Below are 16,114 nucleotides of genomic sequence, written 5' to 3' on the forward strand. Positions count from 1 at the left end.
ATCGAATGCCTTGGCGATTGGCTCGAACCCTGATCGCTTCGTCATCCACGGGCGGAGCAAGGAGCGCAGCGACGCGGCGCAGACCCGAGGATCCATGCCGCGACTCCAACGCGTCACGACGGTGCGGAATTCTTGCTCCGCTGCATTCCTCGACAACGGTCGCGGCATGGATCCTCGGGTCTCCGCGACGGAGCTCCGCTCCTGCTCCGCCCGTGGATGACGAAGGTGGGGAACGCCTTGGGCCCATCGAGACGGTGCCGACATTTTTTCACTGGCCGATGTCGGTTTGCGGTTCATCGGCTCGTCCTTGGGACGGAAGCCAGATCAAACGCAGGACGCCATCATGACCATCAAGCTCGACATCGCCCCCACCAATGACCGTGAACTGGTTCTCGCCCGCATCATCGATGCACCGCGCGAGAACGTCTATCGCTGCTGGACCGACCCGAACCTGGTGACGCAGTGGTTCTCGCCAAAGCCGTGGACGACGCCGCGCGCCGAGATGGATGTGCGCACCGGCGGCTCGAGCCTTGTCATCATGGCTAGCCCGGACGGCAACGAATTCCCCAACCCGGGTGTCTTCCTCGAAGTCGTTCCCGGCAGGAAGATCGTCCTCACCGACGCCTACACAGAGGCTTGGCAGCCTTCGGAAAAGCCGTTCATGACCGTCGCGCTGACCTTCGAGGACGAGGGCAACGGCAAGACCCGCTACATCGCTCGGGTCAGGCACTGGAGCGTCGCCGACCGCGAACAGCATGAGAAGATGGGTTTCCACGAGGGTTGGGGACAGTGCGCCGACCAGCTCGAAGAACTCGCCAAAACGCTTTGATCCGCATGACGCTCTGATACCGGCATGACGAGAGGAGATCGATATGTCCAAAACCCTGTTTTTCGCCATTCTTGCTTCGGTTGCAGCGCTCGTTGGCTGCCCAGGCACCACCAATGCGGAGGAGACAAAACCCGCCATGACGACTGAGACGAACGCACTGCCGAAGCCGGAAAAGTCCGGCCTGCTGCCGATCAACGGCCTGAATTATTATTATGCCATCTATGGCAAGGGCGAGCCGCTGCTTCTGCTGCATGGCGGTCTCGGCACCACGAATATGTTCGCGCCGATCCTGCCGAAACTTGCCGAAAACCGCACCGTCATCGGCGTCGACCTGCAGGGTCACGGTCGCACCGCGCTGGGCGACCGCCCATTCACCGTGGAGGCGATGGGCGACGACATGGCCGCCATCGTCAAGGCGCTCGGTTACGATCAGGTCGATCTCATGGGCTACTCGCTGGGCGGCGGCGTCGCCTTCCGCATGGCCGTCCAGCATCCCGAAGCGGTACGCCGCCTCGTCCTGGTATCGACGGGCTACGCCACGGACGGCTTCTATGACGAGATGCGTCCCCAGCAGGCACAGGTGAGCGCGGCCGCGGCTGAGTTCATGAAGGACACGCCGATGTACAAATCCTACGTCGCCGTGGCGCCGCATCCTGAGGAGTTCCCGAAGCTCCTCGATGCGCTGGGCGGCTTCATGCGTCAGAACCGCGATTACTCGGCCGACGTCGCCAAGCTGAAGATGCCGGTCATGCTGGTCTATGGCGACAGCGATATGTACAAGCCCGAACACGAGATCAAGTTCTATCAGATGCTCGGCGGCGGGCTGAAGGACGCCGGCTGGATGCGCGAGAACCTGTCGCAGAACCGCCTGGCGATCCTGCCCAACCGCACCCACTACGATACCTTCTTCGCGCCGGAGCTGACGGCCGCAGCGCTGCCGTTCCTCAACGGCCAGACCAAGGTCAAGACCTGGGACGAGGTCGTCGGCGAAACGGAGTGAACGCCAAAGCCGCCGGCTGTTGGCAGGCCGCCGGCATTCCATGGCAGCCATGACGGCTTTCGGCGTCATGGCTTCACCACCGGTTCGCTGACGATCCCACGGTTTTCAAGCCGCAAATGCATATTTTCACGGCCTCGAAGCAGCCCTGGGTGGTGCTCGATGACAGCCTGCCGAAATACGAAGGCGCCCCTCCGCCAGGCTAATTTTTCCCTTCGCCCCTTATTGTGGAAGAAGGTGGATCGACGCGCTGCGCCAGGGAGAGAAGGAAGAGCGCAAGCATGGCCAAAATTTAATCCAAATCGACACGAGATAGCCGGCAAAGCGTCATTGGCGAGCCATCTTTGTCGTCCTATTTAAGGGTCGCGGGTACGGCATTCGAGGAGACGACGGATGAACGACAGCATCAGCACCCTGGACGAGCTTTTGAGCGATCCGATGGTCCTGCTTGTGATGGAGCGCGATCGTGTGCGCCCCGAACAGGTGCGTATGCTGCTCGAACGGGCTCGCCGGCCTTCGACCGATGAGCCCGAAGTGCCGCCGGCGCATGTGATCGCCAGGACATGCCAGAAACTCTGGCTCTGCCCGTAGTCGCTTGGCGATTTCACTGTGTACCTCAAGCCGGCCCAAGGTGGGCCGGTTTTCGAAAGGCGTGCACCTCGACGTGCCAGCTTACAAATCCGTAAATTGATTATCCGGCCCATGACGATAAGGCTTGCCCGGGATTGACCGTTGGTCGGTCCACGCAACTCCGATCTCTCATGCACGGAATTCGATTTTGGCCGATATCTGCACACAAGGCCTGGATACGGGCTTCGTCGGCCTGGGATTCGCCAAGGTGGCGTTCCTCGGCGTGGTGCAAGGCATCACCGAACTGTTGCCGATTTCCTCGACCGCCCATATGCGCATCGTGCCGGCCGTTCTCGGCTGGCAGGATCCCGGCTCCGCCTTCTCCGCCGCCATGCAGCTTGCTGCCCTTGCCGCGGTGGTCAGCTATTTCTGGAGCGACGTCAGGGATATCCTGTTTGGGTCGCTCGACGCTGTGGCGCGACGCGATTTCGCCGACCGTCATTTCAAGCTGGCGCTCTGGATCGTGCTGGCGACGATCCCCATCGTCATCGCCGGCGTTGCGTTATCGGGCGTGCTCAACGCCTGCAATTCGCCGCTACGCAGCCTGACGGTGATCGGCTGGGCCTGCATCGCCATGGCGATCCTGCTGGCGCTGGCCGAGATCTTTGCCAGTCATCGGCGCAGCATGGGCGGTGCGTCGCTGACCGATGCGCTGCTCGTCGGCGTCGCCCAGATCGGTGCGCTTGTCCCCGGCGTCTCGCGCTCGGGCTCGACCCTGACGGCGGCACTGGGGCTCGGCTTCAAGCGGGCCGAGGCGGCGCGCTTCTCGTTCCTGCTCGGTTTGCCGGCGATCGCACTCGCCGGCCTCAAGGAACTCTGGGAACTGCACAAGGTCCATCTCGACGCCCATGGCTGGTCGGTCCTTGCCGTCGGGCTGGTCGTCGCCTCGATGTCCGCCTTCTTCGCCATATGGGGGCTGATGCACGTGCTGGAGCGTTTCTCGGCCTGGCCGTTCGTCATCTATCGGGGCCTGCTCGGTGTCGTCCTGCTGCTGGGCGTGGCGATGGGATGGCTCGTCTAAGGCAGTTCCACAGTATCGCTTGAAACGGGCTATATCCGTACCGGACCTCGAACTTCGATTCCGGTACGCACATGGATTTTTTGACCCTCCTGCAATCACTGCCGTTGCTGCTGGCGTTGGCCAAGGGCGCACTGCCGTCGGTGGCGGCATTTGGCATGGGATTTGGCCAGTGGGCCGCTTCACTGCCGCCATGCCGGGACTTCACCTTCGAGGCGACCAGCTATCTCGTTTGCGAGGTCGATCCAAAACGATATCAGCTCGAGCTGTTCTGGAAGGATGCGGCGGGCAAGCCGTTTCAGTCGCTGCACAATCTGCATGCCGCGCAACAGGCGATCGGGCGCACGATGTTGTTCGGCATCAATGCCGGCATGTATCACCCGAACCTCGCGCCGGTCGGCCTCTATGTCGAGCGTGGCCAGGAGATGGCCTCGGTGAAAACGGGTTCGGGAAGCGGCAATTTTTCCCTGCAGCCGAACGGCATTTTCTACATGCGCGACGGCAAGGCCGCGGTCCGTGCCACTCGGGATTTCGTGAAGAGACGCCCGAGCGTCGACTATGCGACGCAATCGGGGCCGATGCTGGTGATCGACGGCAAGCTGCATCCGAAATTCCAGGCCGACGGCACCTCGCGAAAGACCCGCGACGGTGTCGGGGTGCGAAAGGATGGCGTCGCGGTCTTTGCGATTTCGAATGGCACGGTGACCTTCCATGCCTTCGCCCGTCTGTTCCGCGATGCGCTCGGCTGCGACAACGCGCTGTTCCTCGACGGCACGATATCAAGCTTGTTTGCGCCTGGCATCGGCCGCAAAGACGACTACTGGAATCTCGGGCCGATGATCGGCGTTTTCAAAAAATCCTAGCCGGTTTCCATCGCGCTTACCCGCACGCGGTATGGGCGAAAAAAACTTGATTCAAACTTTATTGGTAATTTCTCATTCATAACTGATCCGGTTTGTCCGTCGGCTGTCGTTTTGCCCTCGGTCTGTTGTGTTTTGAGTACAGGTCCAGATGCGGATTCCGGGCGTCGTCAGTTTCTTGATCGTGTCGCTATGCCTTGCCGGCTGCTCGTCGACATCAGGCGTCGACGCGCTGGATTTACAGAAACCGTCCAACGAGACCACCAGTTCCGTGATCCGGCCGCCGGCACCGATCGCCGCTGTGCCGGAGGCAAGGGGTAACAGGGCGGCAAGGGCCGGATTGGCTCCCATGTCTGACAACGGTCCGGGGGAAAAAACGCGCCCGTTTGGTTTGGCGGAGGAGGAAGAGACGGGGGTGTTTGCCGCACCTGATGTGCCTGATCCCCAAGTGCCTGATGTCGGCGGGCTGCCGGTCGAGCCGGCAGCCTTGGTGTCGCCGCCCAAGCTGTTGACCCGCGCGGCACCGGCCATGCTTGCCGGGCCGCTCACCCGTTACGGTTTTCGTGATGCCAAGCCGATCAATTTCGGCAAGGCTTCGCCTCGCCGCCTTGCCGTGCACGGCGTCGACGTCTCGCGTTGGCAAGGCAACGTGAACTGGGACAAATTGCGCGCCCAGGGCGCCAACTTCGCCTACATCAAGGCGACCGACGGCGGCGACCACCTCGATCCGATGTTCATGAAAAACTGGCGCAACGCCGACGCCGCCGGCTTGAAGCGCGGCGCCTACCATTTCTTCTACTGGTGCCGCACGGCCGGCGAGCAGGCGGACTGGTTTATCCGCAACGTGCCCAGGGTCGAAGGCGCACTGCCGCCGGTGATCGACGTCGAGTGGAACGGCGAGTCAAGCTGCAAGCGGCGGCCATCGCGCGAAAAGGTGCTGGAAAAGATGCAGGTGTTCATGGACAAGCTGGAGCGGCATTACGGCCAACGTCCCATCATCTACACCGCGCCCGATTTCTACCGCGACAATCTCAGGGGCGAATTCCTCGATTACCCGTTCTGGCTGCGTGCCGTGGCCCAGCATCCGTCAAAGGTCTATCCCGGCCGCAAATGGCTGTTCTGGCAGTATTCCGGCTCCGGCCTGTCGCACGGCGTCACCGGCCGTATAGACCTCAATGTCTTCCAAGGCGACGAACGGCAATGGCGCGCCTGGGCCGGCGGCGGGCAGACGGTAGCCGACGCCAACTGAGACAGTCGTCAGTCCCGGCGCGCTTCGCTCTGCCTGATGCCCGCGGTCTGGGCAAGCGCGATATCGGACCGCTCGATGGACACGCTTCCGCCGGCAGCATTCGCTGAGCAAAGTGTCCGGCTCTTTGACCGACAAGGACGCATGGGAGGAAAAGATGGGTGTGTCATCGGAGGCTCTGGCACAGAACCGTCAAACGATCAGCGCTTACGAGGATTATGCGGAACAATATGATGCCATCGTGCGCCATGTTCCCAATGAGAGAGAGCAGGCATCGCTGAAGCGCCTGGTGGCAATCGCCGGTGCAGGCGGCCGGATTTTGGAAGTCGGATCCGGAGCTGGATACGACGCGGATTTTCTGGAGACTTTGGGCGTCACGGTGCGGCGCACCGACGCGACCAAACGGTTTCTGGAACTGCAGGCCGCGCGTGGCAAGCATGGCGAGTTGCTCGATCTCATCACCGATGATCTCGGCGGCCCCTACGACGCGGTCCTGGCCCTATGCGTCCTCATCCATGTGCCTCACGACGAGACCGACCAGGTGCTTGCCAAGATAGCCGGGTCGCTGCGCCCGGGCGGCGCCTTCCTCGTCTCGATGCGCAATGGCGACGGCGAGACTTCAGGCGAATATCACATGGTCTACTGGCGCAGGGACGACTTCGCGGCCCGTCTCGAAGGCGCCGGGCTGGTCCTCATCAGGGACGATTTCAACGTCGGCCGCAATAGCGAGGAATGGAACACGTTCCTGGCCGTGAAGCCTGCATGACGCGGCGTGGGCTGTTGCCGTTTGCGCTGCTCAGCCTTTTCAGATTTCGCGAATAAGCAAGACATTGCCGCCGCCATGCTGTCTATGTGCGGGTTCCTGCACTCCTGGGGGGAGACGAGTTGGAACTCAAGATCATGCTTGTCGGCTTTGCCTGCGTGGTCGCGGGCGCGCTGTCGTTCATCACCTTCATGAAATGGCGAGAGGTGAAAGCGCTCAGCCGCTGGCTGCCGACGCCGGGAAAAATCATTTCCTCGCGCGTCGAAGCACGTGAAGTGAGAAACTCGGGCGTTGGTTCGGACAGCACCGATACCACCGAAATGCGCAATTTTCCGGCGATCACCTTCGAATACAAGGTCGGCGGCAAGAAATTTCAAAGCTCGCGCTACAGCGTGAAGGAGAATTTGGGAAATTTCGAAGTCGCTGAAACCCTTGCCCAGTTTCCCCGTGGCGCGGAGGTGACTGTCTTCTACAATCCGGCCGATCCGAGCAAAGCGGTGATCGAGCGCACCCTGCCGGACGGCGCCTTCAGGTTCATGGTCCAACTCTCGGCAGGATTGGTGATCGGTGCGGTTGTGCTGGTGTTTTCCGTCGGCGGTGTTTTGGAGGCAATCGGGCCGCATTTGCCCAAGCCGCAGAATCTCGGTGCCGCGGCATTGCTGCTTTTTATGGGCTTGTTCATCCTGAGCATGAGTTTCGCCCAGAAAGCGTTGGCGGAGCAGGCGGCAAAATGGCCGATCGTGGTTGGCCGCATCGACACTTCAGGTCTGCAGGCGCTCCGAAACCATTCAGGCTATGGCCGCTGGCGCACCGTCTTCAAATCCCGCATCGTCTACTCCTATGACGTAGCCGGCCAGCGCTACAGCGCCGATCGTGTGACCTTCGGCGGAACCGTAACGGCTTCGTTGCCCGGCCTCGTCGGCGGCCAGGCACGGCAGTATGTCGAAGACAGCGAAGTCGACGTGCACTATGACCCCGCCAACCCCGGCTCAGCGGTGCTCGAATGCCGGGTACGAGGGCTCTGGCTGCTGTGGATCTGCTCGGCAGGCTTTCTCGGCGGCGCGGCCTTTCTGCTCGGGCTGGTTTGAGCGTGCCAGCCGACTTCGCCAATGCCAATCCAGACGGCTCCTGATGGGATGCCTTTACCTTGACAGGATGCAGCGATGAATAGCGTGCGATCGATCATTGGGGCCAGTGCCCTGCTTGCATCCGGGACGATATGCGCCGTGGCGGACGAACCGGCGCCGTCGCGCCCACCCATCGACAAATGCGTCTGGGAAAGACTGACGGACAAAACTGTCGGGCTGGCCGCCTGGGCGCAACGCTGCGACTTCGGCTTTCGCCAGATCCATTTCGAATTCGCCGGCAATGCACTCGCCGTCAAATACAGTGATGGCGGCGCGGCCGATCCTCTCGTTGAACTGTTCGACATCATATCGGGTGAAACTGCAGAGGCTGCCTTGCGCCGCCTCTTCCTGGAAAAGACCGAAAAGGCCGTCAGCGCCCGCTGTGTGCTGACGCCTTATACGCAGGGCACGGAGCCTGCTGGCGTCAAGCGCTACACATTCGGCCCTGACGCCGCCTATGCGGAAGAACTGAAAGCGCTTGCCAGTTCCGACGAAGTTCCCGAACCACCCTGCGGCGTCTGGGGCGAAATGCCTGACGGCATCCAGTATTTCGAGGTGCCGGCAGGTGAGGGGCACAGGCTGCTGTTTGTGCGCATCGGCCAGGACGAGCCATTGTTTGACGAGCAGACGCTACGCGTCTTGCCGAGGGGGTGAGAAGCGCTTTCTTACCGAGTCAGGCGGATTCGGTCACGGCGCCGATCCGCCGGTAGACGAATGCTTCTTCTCTGGAAGGAGCTGTGGCAATGCGCTTAGCTTCGTCGATCAGCATCGCCATGCGAGCATGGATCGGCGATTTCGCGCAAGCCGGGTCCGTTGCAGCGGCATCGCCGGCGATCGCCATCGCCTGACAGCGGCAACCGCCCCAGTCGATCTCGCGCCGGTCACAACTGTGGCACGGCTCCTGCATCCAGTCCGTGCCGCGAAAGGCATTGAACGCCGGCGAATCGGCCCAGATCGAGGACAGCCTGCGTGGTTCGAAACGCTCGAAGCTGAGCGACGGTATCGTCTGTGCGGCATGGCAGGGCAGTACGGTGCCGTCAGGCGTCACCATGAAGGCGTCACGCGCCCAGCCGCCCATGCACGGTTTGGGATAGATCGCGAAATAGTCCGGCGTCACAAAATCGATGTTGATGATGCCGGCCAACCGCTCCTGTGCCTCCGCGACGATCTCCGCCTGCCGGTCGACCGCTTCACGCTCGGGCATCAGTTGATCGCGATTGGTCAACGCCCAGCCGGCATACTGCACATTGGCGATCTCGAGCCTCTCCGCGCCCAGCGCAAGGGCGAGATCGATGAATTCCGGCACTTCCTCGATGTTATGGCGATGGATCGGCGCGTTGATGGTAAGAGGCAAGCCGGCTGCGCGTGCGCGGCGTGCCGTCTCCAGCTTTTTTTCGTGGGCGCCCTTGTGGTTGCCGATGCGATCGGTGGTTGCCGGCCGCGCGCCCTGAAAGCTCAGTTGCAGATGGTCGAGACCGGCTTCTGCAAATGCCTCGATACGGCCCTCGACGATGCCGACGCCCGCGGTAATCAGATTGGTGTAGACGCCGCGCCCCGCAAGCCCGGCGATCAATTGCTCGAGGTCGCGGCGCAGTGTCGGCTCGCCACCGGACAGATGCACCTGGAGCACTCCGAGATCGGCGGCCTCCGAGAATAGAGCGAGCCAGGTCTCTGTGTCGAGTTCGCGATTGGCCTTCAGCAGTTCGAGCGGATTGGAGCAATAAGGACATTGCAGCGGGCAGCGATGCGTCAGTTCCGCCAGCATGCCGATTGGAGGGAGGAGGGGCGTGCTCATAGCCTCACCAGCAGCTTGTCCGACCATTCCTGCAGGAAGGCGATGACGTCGGTCGCCACGGCCTCCTGCTCGGCCTCGTAATCCGCGGCAAGGCCGGCAATGATGTCGCCTGCCGTTGACCGTCCATCGCAGCGGCGCAATATGTCGAGACTGATATCGTTCGGCCAGAATATCTTTTCGGGTGAAAGCACGGCGAATGCCTGCCGCACGGAATCGTACTGTATGCGCACGTGCTTCGGCAGCGAAGGGACCGATCGCAACGACACCACGGCTCTTTCGCGCAGCGCCATCATTGGGCTGCCTCGGGCTGGAAGGCGCCAGGCGGTATGTTGCCTTGCTCGCCATAGGCGTGTTGAAGCGCATCAAGCATGGCCCAGAGTATATCGCATTTGAACACCAGTGCATCGATTGCCTGCTGCTGGCGCTCCGCCGTATCGGCATGGCTGAGCACGTAGGCGAGGGCGAAGTCGGCGTCACGCGAGGCCTGTTCGGGCCGTTGCCTGAAATAGGCCAGCGTGTCCTCGGTGATGTAGTCGTATTTGGCCAGCATTGCCGGCACCCGCTCGCCGATGATGAGTGGCGAGAACATCTCGGTCAGCGAGGACGCGACCGCCTCGAACAACGTCCGGTTTGTGCAAAAGGAAAGGTAAGCGCCCACCGCGAAGCGCGTCGCCGGCAGTGCCAGCCTTTCGCTCTTCACGGCCTCGGCGTCCAGGCCGAGCGAAGTTGCCAGATGCAGCCAGCGCGCGATGCCGCCGCTCCAGCCGTCCTCGCCGTCATGATCCTCGATCCGCTTGCGCCACGCGGCGCGAAACGCTGGATCCTCGGCATGCACGAGTATCATGGCATCCTTGCGCGGGATGACCGCCTGATAGCAATAGCGGTTCAGCGCCCAGGCCTTTATCTCGGCCTTCGACAATGCGCCGCTGGTCATCCTGTGGTGAAAGGGATGGCGATTGTGATAGCGCTCGGCGCCAACCTGCCTCAGCACGGCTTCGAGAGCGCTCTTGGAGAGTCCGCCTTTGGCTGCATCGCGGAAGTCGCTCAAAATTCCATCTCCATACCGTCGCTTGCGATTTCCCAGCCGGCCGCCTTGACCGCCGCGTGCTCGGCGGAATTCTCGTCAAGGATGGGGTTGGTGTTGTTGATGTGGACGAAGACGCGACGGCCGACCCTCACATCGGCCAAGCCTGCGATCGAACCCGATTCTCCCGAGATCGCCAGATGCCCCATCCGCGCGCCGGTTTTCTGACCGACGCCGGCGACGATCATCTCGTCGTCGGTATAGACCGTGCCGTCGAACAGAAGACAGGCGGCATCGGCGAGACGCGCGCGCAAGGCCGCATCGATGCGCGCGCAGCCCGGAATATAGAAGACGGAGTCGCGGCTGCCGATGCCGGCGATTCGGACTCCGATCGTATCACCTGCGTCGGAGTTGAAATTGGCATCCGGATGGTCTCTATCCTCCAGATAGAGTGCTATCTTCCCGGGCACGGGAAAGGGCTCGATCAATAAGCCGGTCTCGCGGCCTTCTGCGTCGCAGATGGCCAATTCTTTCGCCGGCGGCAGGATGCGCCGCGGCACAAGCGCTGGATCGAGAACGTTGAAAATCGAATTCGCCTCCAGCGTCGCCAGAACCTGCGCCGTTGCATAGATGGCGAAAGGCTGCCGCTCGCGCAGGCTGAGCAGTCCGGCGATATGGTCGACATCGGCGTTGGTCAGCACCACCGCGCGAATAGGCGTCGAGCGCAGCGGCGCATCGCCCGTAGGCTGCAGTTCAGGTGTTGCAGCGATTTGCTGGCGAATGTCGGGCGAGGCATTGAAAAGAACCCAGCCGAACCCGTCCGCCGAGGCGGCGACACTTGACTGGGTTCGTGAATGCACGCCGGCCATACCGGTGCGAGCCGCACGACTCAGACGGTAGTTGCAGTTCCATTGCGGAAAGCCGCCGCCCGCCGCCGATCCGATGATCCTCAAATGCATGAAAATGCCCGCGCGCCGGCTTCTCTGACCTGCAGGCAATTTGCAGTCACAAAAAACGCTTCGCGCGCTTTGCGTGCGTCAAAATCTTTCACGAAAATCCATGGGGCGAGGGGATGCGCGCCCCTGTCGCCAGGGACGCGCACCTCTGCGGCCTACTTCTTGGGAGTAATTTCAGCAGGCAGATACCGTGAAATTTCGAAGCCAGCGGCAACCTGACACATGGTCGGTTTTTTCCAGTTCTTCTTCATGACATTTCTCCTCTTATACCAGCCCGAAGGGACCGATTCTGTCGTTAGCCAACCATTGCAGGGCACCGACGCAATGGCTCGTCCATCAAGTCTCAAAATGGACAAATGAAACAATAGGTTTTGAAAAGTTGAAAACAAACTATCGAGAATAATTGCAGTCCTTACTTCAATTGTTCGTTGTGTAGGGTTTTTTCTCCTCCAGTGGAAGGTTTGCATCTTCCCACCCATCAGCGCCTAGCGGATACCAGATTACCGAACTGTAGCCCCACTCGACGGCCCGTTTCGCCGCATTCCACGACATCCAGCAATTCGTCATGCAGTAGAACAGAATCGCGCGCGACTTGTCCGTCCCGGCCTTGGCCTCGAGGCCTTGGCGAAAATAGCTGGCGGTCTCCTGCGAAATAGCGCCGTATCCCACATTGGCCAGCCATATGCTGCCGGGGATGTCCTTTCTGACCTTGTCCCTCCATATGGTTCCTGCCGGCAAATTGGTCGGTTTGGGCGTGTCCGGCATCACGTCGAAGAAGATCGCCTTTTTCGCCCGCCACAGCGCTTCCGCTTCCACCGTCGTCACCACCCTCGCGCCTTGCAGCGTCCGCGGCACCGGCGCCCGATAGTCGTCCATCCGGAAACCGCTGGGTTCGGCGACATCGCCAGCCCATGTCGGCTCGGTCAGACCCAGAAGGCTCGCGGCGACCAGCAAGAAAATAGTCTCCCTTCCATTCATTGGGTAATCAGGTTGTCGTGTTCGTCGATCAGCGGCACGTTATAGCTCAGCAGGATCCTGGTGATCTCCGCCTGGTTTTCCCTGATCACCCGGTTGAGCGTCCGCTTCCATTCCTGGTCGGACGGACGTACGCCCATGGTAATGCGGTAAGACATGCGCGAGCCGGTTTTTTCCTTCACCAGTGGAACGATCGTCACATCAGCTCCGAGTTCCTTGGCATAGTAACCTGCCATCGGTCCCCACAGCACCGCCGCATCGATCTTGTGTGCCAGCATGTCCTTGATCATGACCTCCCCCATGGATGGGGTGACGCGCGTATCCACCGCAAGCGGATAGATCTTGGCGGTCCGCAGGAGCTTGTTGGCGGCCATGTTGGCGGTTGGCGGCGTGCTTTCAACGACGCCGATCGTCTTGCCCTTGAGTCTGGGATCCTCGATCGTTTCCACGCCTTCCATATCGTGGCGTTTCGGATGCACAAGCACATAGGCGGAGCGATAGTAGGCGTTGGTGTTCTGCACCAGCTCATCGCCCTGGGCATAGCCCATGATGATGTCGCATCGGTTGGCCCCCAACGTATTGCGCACGAAGCCGGTGATCGTGGGAAACCAGGTGTAGGAGACGGACTTGCGCCCGGTTTTCGCGGCAACCAGCTCTGCCAGCTTGTTTTCGAATCCTTCGCCGCTCTTGTCGGTGAAGGGCATATTCGAGGGATCGGCGCAGACGCGCAAGATGTCGGGGTCGACCAGTTCTCCCGCCGCACCAAGGCCGGCGCTTTGCGCATGCGCATTCGACGGCAGCAAGGCGAGCGTGCCGAGGATCGGCAGAACGACGCGCAGCTTCAATGCATCGCGGCCAATCATGTCACCCACCCATGCAGGATGCTTCGGCATCCTTCGCCGCCTGGGCCTTGTCTTCGTGCTTGGGCGGCCGTCCGCGGGGCGCCGCGCCATCTGCGCGCGCGCGCAGGTAGATGTAGAGGTCGTCCATGTAGCAATAGACATTCTTGTTGTCGCCAAAGGCAGGCATGACGTTTTCCTTGCCGCCGCCGACATTCTTGCGGCCCTCGGCGACGATCGAGAGGAACGTGCCGTAATCCATGTTTTTCAGGCTGTTGACCAAAGCCGGCGCATAGCTCGAACCTGTTGCATCCTGTCCGTGGCAGACATGGCAATCGGAGTGATACCGGCGGTAGCCGCTGAACGTGTACCAATCGACGGTTCCGTTTTCGATATTGTAGGTCGGATTTCCATCCGCATCCAAATACTTGCCGCCTTCTTCCTTCACCGCCTTGGCTTTTTCCATGCTGTCGTCGGCCTGGGCGACGCCTGAGCTTGCCAGAGGCAGCAGAGCCAGGACCAAAGCCGAAATTACAATGCGAACGGACATTCAAACTTCCTTCATTTGCCAATGGACACGGTTTTGCTGGCGCGACCGGCATTGATCGGTGTTTTGGGTGCGTAACCGAATCGAGAGCCCGGCCATGGCTTCCGGATGATCCGGGCTCTCGTTCTTCAAGCCTTTGGTCTCACAAGACCTGAGGCGTTCTCAAGGTTCCCAGCGCATCAATCCGGGAGACCGAAGACGGTGAGCTGACCGCCCAGCGTCGTGTAGTCGGCAAGTGCCGCGTAGCCACCGACGGCACCAAGACCAGCGGTGCCAACGACGGCGGCCTCATCGCCTTGGGCACGGCCCTGATCGACGGCGCCATGCCAGGCAGCGGCGTTATCAGGCGAAAGCAGGCCGCCTGCCAGGCCAATACCTGCCCAGCCGCCAACACCCGACAGAACGGCGATGTACTGCTTGCCGCCCTGCTCGTAGGTCGTGATGTTGCCGATGATGCCGGACGGGGTCTTGAACTTGTAGAGTTCCTTGCCGTCCTTATCGACCGCCTTGATGTAGCCTTCGAGCGTGCCGTAGAAGACGACGTCGCCATCCGTGGCCAACGCGCCAGACCACACCGAGAACATCTCGGGCTTCGACCAGACGATCTCACCCTTGGCTGCATCCCAGGCAATGAAGTTGCCCATGCTGCCGTCGCCGCCAGGGGCCGGGTACATCGACACGGTGGCGCCAACATAGGGCTGACCGGCGGTGTAGCTTACCTTGTAAGGCTCATAGTCCATGCAGACATGGTTGGTCGGGACATAGAACAGCCCGGTCTTCGGCGAATAGGCCGCCGGCTGCTGGTCCTTCGTTCCAAGCGCCGCCGGGCAGATGCCCGTCGAGTTGGTGTCTTCGCCGTTCTGCTGAGTCGAGTATTTCGCCACGACCTGCGGGCGGCCATACTGGTCGCTCTTGGGATCCATGTTGACTTCCGTCGCCCAGTTCACTGACGGATCGTATTTTTTGGCGACGAGAAGGTCGCCGCTGGCGCGATCCATGGTGTAGGCAAAGCCGTTGCGGTCGAAATGCACCAGCACATCGTGCTTGGCGCCGTTGACCTCCATGCCGTCGACGAGGATCATCTCATTGACGCCGTCATAGTCCCATTCGTCATGCGGGGTCATCTGGTAGAGCCATTTGGCAACACCCGTGTCCGCATCGCGGGCCATGATCGTCATCGACCAGCGATTGTCGCCGGGGCGTTGTACGGGGTTCCACGTCGAGGGATTGCCGGTGCCATAGTAGACCAGGTTCAGCTTGGGATCATAGGAATACCATCCCCATGTCGTGCCTCCGCCTGTCTTCCACTGCTCGCCTTCCCAAGTGTTCGTGCCGGAGTCCTTGCCCACCGGCTTGCCGAGATGCGTGGTCTTTTCGGGATCGATCAGGGTGTCTGCGTCCGGACCTTCCGAATAGGCTTTCCAGGCGAGTTTGCCATCTTTCAGATTGTAGGCGGCCAGCCAGCCGCGAACGCCGAATTCGGCGCCGGAGACGCCGATGAGCACCTTGTCCTTGACGACGACGGGGGCAGCCGTACCGGATTCGCCTTTGCCGCCATCGGTCTGGTCACCGTTCTTGACCGACCAGACGACCTTGCCGGTCTTCGCATCGAGGGCGACGACCGTGGTGTCGGCCTGATTGAGAATGATCTTGCCGTCACCATAGGCAACACCGCGATTGACCGTATCGCAACACATGATCGGAATGACGTTGGGATCCTGCTTGGGTTCGTATTTCCAGAGGATCTTCCCGTCATTCTTGAGGTCGAGCGCAAAGACATTGTTCGGGAAAGGCGTGTGGACATACATCACATCGCCGATGATAAGCGGTCCACCCTCGTGGCCTCGTAGCACGCCGGTGGAAAAGGTCCACTTGACCTGCAGGTTCTTCACATTGTCCGCAGTAATCTGGTTGAGTTTGGAATAGCGGGTGTTGGCGTAGTCACCCGTCTGCATTGCCCAGTTCTTCGAATCCGAAGCCAGCTTTGCAAGGTCCTCGTTAGCCGACGCCGTATAGGCCGCGCCGAGCGACAGAAACGCCGCAGTGGTTAGAATATAGGTAGCTTTCGTAAGTACACGCATCCGAATTCCTCCCGAGGTTCATAGTGATGAATCATTTGCTGAGCCCACAAGGGCTTGCCCAAGCGATTCACGGGGGGGAAATATTTCCGGCAGCGTGTCACGACCTAAGCCAGATGTGCAGAGGGCACCGTTACTGCCCACCTCACCTTGGCCTACGAAAGACTGTCGCCGCTCCCTAATGACGGTGACGCCCTTGAAGCCGGAAACAGGGTGAGGCTATGTCATCGCAAAACGCTAGGCAAGCAAAAAAGCCTGGGTGTCTTTTTGCACCGCAATATCGTAAATGATGCGGTGCAATATAAGGAAATAACTAGGACGGTATTTGTTAGATAAAGTATTTCTACTAGCTAAGTAACGGCTGGCCGCATAAAATTTGATTATTTTTTGAGTTTTACATTTCACCTAAGCAAGGATTTTATTTAGCGGT

At 60.7% G+C, this 16,114-nt stretch carries 19 protein-coding genes; 9 read left to right on the forward strand and 10 right to left on the reverse strand.

Annotated features, from left to right (window positions below):
- Window positions 1-343: 343 nt before the first annotated feature.
- The 5 genes from NKJ67_RS25240 to NKJ67_RS25265 all read left to right on the forward strand — a co-directional run bounded on the left by NKJ67_RS25240 (window position 344) and on the right by NKJ67_RS25265 (window position 4,337).
- Window positions 344-829: an SRPBCC family protein gene (locus NKJ67_RS25240; protein WP_352583798.1), complete on the forward strand. Its 486-nt coding sequence runs from the start codon at window positions 344-346 to the stop codon at window positions 827-829.
- Window positions 830-872: 43 nt separating this feature from the next.
- Window positions 873-1,829, forward strand: coding sequence for an alpha/beta fold hydrolase (locus NKJ67_RS25245; RefSeq protein WP_352583800.1), 957 nt, complete (start codon window positions 873-875; stop codon window positions 1,827-1,829).
- Between the two features lie 390 nt (window positions 1,830-2,219).
- Window positions 2,220-2,417, forward strand: a complete 198-nt coding sequence (locus NKJ67_RS25255; protein ID WP_013532087.1) for a hypothetical protein — start codon at window positions 2,220-2,222, stop codon at window positions 2,415-2,417.
- Window positions 2,418-2,604: 187 nt separating this feature from the next.
- Window positions 2,605-3,477, forward strand: a complete 873-nt coding sequence (locus NKJ67_RS25260) for an undecaprenyl-diphosphate phosphatase (protein ID WP_352583802.1) — start codon at window positions 2,605-2,607, stop codon at window positions 3,475-3,477.
- 71 nt (window positions 3,478-3,548) lie between these two features.
- Complete coding sequence (locus NKJ67_RS25265) at window positions 3,549-4,337, forward strand: phosphodiester glycosidase family protein (protein ID WP_352583804.1); 789 nt, start codon at window positions 3,549-3,551, stop codon at window positions 4,335-4,337.
- Window positions 4,338-4,409: 72 nt separating this feature from the next.
- Here the strand turns inward: NKJ67_RS25265 and NKJ67_RS25270 are convergent, their stop codons facing one another.
- Entirely contained in the window at window positions 4,410-4,685 is a 276-nt protein-coding gene (locus tag NKJ67_RS25270; protein ID WP_352583806.1) for a hypothetical protein, read from the reverse strand.
- Between NKJ67_RS25270 and NKJ67_RS25275 the strand changes: the two genes are divergently transcribed.
- The 4 genes from NKJ67_RS25275 to NKJ67_RS25290 all read left to right on the forward strand — a co-directional run bounded on the left by NKJ67_RS25275 (window position 4,567) and on the right by NKJ67_RS25290 (window position 8,124).
- Window positions 4,567-5,583 (forward strand): glycoside hydrolase family 25 protein, encoded by a 1,017-nt coding sequence (locus tag NKJ67_RS25275; RefSeq protein WP_502905240.1) that lies wholly within the window; start codon window positions 4,567-4,569, stop codon window positions 5,581-5,583. The genes NKJ67_RS25270 and NKJ67_RS25275 overlap by 119 nt on opposite strands.
- Before the next feature lie 154 nt (window positions 5,584-5,737).
- Window positions 5,738-6,346, forward strand: a complete 609-nt coding sequence (locus NKJ67_RS25280; protein WP_352583810.1) for a class I SAM-dependent DNA methyltransferase — start codon at window positions 5,738-5,740, stop codon at window positions 6,344-6,346.
- 119 nt (window positions 6,347-6,465) lie between these two features.
- On the forward strand, window positions 6,466-7,431 hold the full coding sequence (locus tag NKJ67_RS25285; protein WP_352583812.1) for a DUF3592 domain-containing protein: 966 nt from the start codon (window positions 6,466-6,468) through the stop codon (window positions 7,429-7,431).
- 138 nt (window positions 7,432-7,569) lie between these two features.
- Window positions 7,570-8,124 (forward strand): hypothetical protein, encoded by a 555-nt coding sequence (locus NKJ67_RS25290; RefSeq protein WP_352583814.1) that lies wholly within the window; start codon window positions 7,570-7,572, stop codon window positions 8,122-8,124.
- Between the two features lie 19 nt (window positions 8,125-8,143).
- Here the strand turns inward: NKJ67_RS25290 and pqqE are convergent, their stop codons facing one another.
- The 9 genes from pqqE to NKJ67_RS25330 all read right to left on the reverse strand — a co-directional run bounded on the left by pqqE (window position 8,144) and on the right by NKJ67_RS25330 (window position 15,687).
- The gene (gene pqqE, locus NKJ67_RS25295) at window positions 8,144-9,265 is read right to left on the reverse strand and encodes a pyrroloquinoline quinone biosynthesis protein PqqE (RefSeq protein ID WP_352583816.1); all 1,122 of its coding nucleotides are present in this window, start codon (window positions 9,263-9,265) and stop codon (window positions 8,144-8,146) included.
- Window positions 9,262-9,558, reverse strand: coding sequence for a pyrroloquinoline quinone biosynthesis peptide chaperone PqqD (gene pqqD, locus NKJ67_RS25300; protein ID WP_352583818.1), 297 nt, complete (start codon window positions 9,556-9,558; stop codon window positions 9,262-9,264). Before pqqD ends, pqqE begins: the two co-directional genes overlap by 4 nt.
- Window positions 9,555-10,313, reverse strand: a complete 759-nt coding sequence (pqqC, locus tag NKJ67_RS25305) for a pyrroloquinoline-quinone synthase PqqC (protein WP_127267405.1) — start codon at window positions 10,311-10,313, stop codon at window positions 9,555-9,557. Before pqqC ends, pqqD begins: the two co-directional genes overlap by 4 nt.
- A complete protein-coding gene (gene pqqB, locus NKJ67_RS25310; RefSeq protein ID WP_352583820.1) occupies window positions 10,310-11,248 on the reverse strand; it encodes a pyrroloquinoline quinone biosynthesis protein PqqB in 939 nt (312 codons plus the stop codon). Before pqqB ends, pqqC begins: the two co-directional genes overlap by 4 nt.
- A gap of 152 nt (window positions 11,249-11,400) precedes the next feature.
- A complete protein-coding gene (locus NKJ67_RS35195) occupies window positions 11,401-11,496 on the reverse strand; it encodes a coenzyme PQQ biosynthesis protein A (protein WP_013532074.1) in 96 nt (31 codons plus the stop codon).
- 166 nt (window positions 11,497-11,662) lie between these two features.
- The gene (locus NKJ67_RS25315) at window positions 11,663-12,223 is read right to left on the reverse strand and encodes a PQQ-dependent catabolism-associated CXXCW motif protein (RefSeq protein WP_127267403.1); all 561 of its coding nucleotides are present in this window, start codon (window positions 12,221-12,223) and stop codon (window positions 11,663-11,665) included.
- On the reverse strand, window positions 12,220-13,113 hold the full coding sequence (locus NKJ67_RS25320; RefSeq protein WP_352583823.1) for a substrate-binding domain-containing protein: 894 nt from the start codon (window positions 13,111-13,113) through the stop codon (window positions 12,220-12,222). The genes NKJ67_RS25315 and NKJ67_RS25320 overlap by 4 nt, the downstream gene beginning before the upstream one ends.
- Window positions 13,085-13,609, reverse strand: a complete 525-nt coding sequence (locus NKJ67_RS25325; RefSeq protein WP_127267401.1) for a c-type cytochrome, methanol metabolism-related — start codon at window positions 13,607-13,609, stop codon at window positions 13,085-13,087. The genes NKJ67_RS25320 and NKJ67_RS25325 overlap by 29 nt, the downstream gene beginning before the upstream one ends.
- A gap of 176 nt (window positions 13,610-13,785) precedes the next feature.
- Window positions 13,786-15,687 (reverse strand): methanol/ethanol family PQQ-dependent dehydrogenase, encoded by a 1,902-nt coding sequence (locus NKJ67_RS25330; RefSeq protein ID WP_127267400.1) that lies wholly within the window; start codon window positions 15,685-15,687, stop codon window positions 13,786-13,788.
- Window positions 15,688-16,114 lie beyond the last annotated feature (427 nt).

It is taken from the genome of Mesorhizobium sp. M0088, from assembly GCF_040322895.1.
Classification (GTDB): Bacteria; Pseudomonadota; Alphaproteobacteria; order Rhizobiales; family Rhizobiaceae; genus Mesorhizobium.

Excerpts from the sequence above, each read along its gene's own strand:
- NKJ67_RS25320 (WP_352583823.1), bottom strand. The coding sequence starts at position 13,113 with ATGCCGAAGCATCCTGCATGGGTGGGTGACATGATTGGCCGCGATGCA.
- pqqB (WP_352583820.1), bottom strand. The coding sequence starts at position 11,248 with ATGCATTTGAGGATCATCGGATCGGCGGCGGGCGGCGGCTTTCCGCAA.
- NKJ67_RS25315 (WP_127267403.1), bottom strand. The coding sequence starts at position 12,223 with ATGAATGGAAGGGAGACTATTTTCTTGCTGGTCGCCGCGAGCCTTCTG.
- pqqD (WP_352583818.1), bottom strand. The coding sequence starts at position 9,558 with ATGATGGCGCTGCGCGAAAGAGCCGTGGTGTCGTTGCGATCGGTCCCT.
- NKJ67_RS25240 (WP_352583798.1), top strand. The coding sequence starts at position 344 with ATGACCATCAAGCTCGACATCGCCCCCACCAATGACCGTGAACTGGTT.
- NKJ67_RS25255 (WP_013532087.1), top strand. The coding sequence starts at position 2,220 with ATGAACGACAGCATCAGCACCCTGGACGAGCTTTTGAGCGATCCGATG.
- NKJ67_RS25325 (WP_127267401.1), bottom strand. The coding sequence starts at position 13,609 with ATGTCCGTTCGCATTGTAATTTCGGCTTTGGTCCTGGCTCTGCTGCCT.
- NKJ67_RS25280 (WP_352583810.1), top strand. The coding sequence starts at position 5,738 with ATGGGTGTGTCATCGGAGGCTCTGGCACAGAACCGTCAAACGATCAGC.
- NKJ67_RS25270 (WP_352583806.1), bottom strand. The coding sequence starts at position 4,685 with ATGGGAGCCAATCCGGCCCTTGCCGCCCTGTTACCCCTTGCCTCCGGC.
- NKJ67_RS25265 (WP_352583804.1), top strand. The coding sequence starts at position 3,549 with ATGGATTTTTTGACCCTCCTGCAATCACTGCCGTTGCTGCTGGCGTTG.
- pqqE (WP_352583816.1), bottom strand. The coding sequence starts at position 9,265 with ATGAGCACGCCCCTCCTCCCTCCAATCGGCATGCTGGCGGAACTGACG.
- NKJ67_RS35195 (WP_013532074.1), bottom strand. The coding sequence starts at position 11,496 with ATGAAGAAGAACTGGAAAAAACCGACCATGTGTCAGGTTGCCGCTGGC.
- NKJ67_RS25330 (WP_127267400.1), bottom strand. The coding sequence starts at position 15,687 with ATGCGTGTACTTACGAAAGCTACCTATATTCTAACCACTGCGGCGTTT.
- NKJ67_RS25245 (WP_352583800.1), top strand. The coding sequence starts at position 873 with ATGTCCAAAACCCTGTTTTTCGCCATTCTTGCTTCGGTTGCAGCGCTC.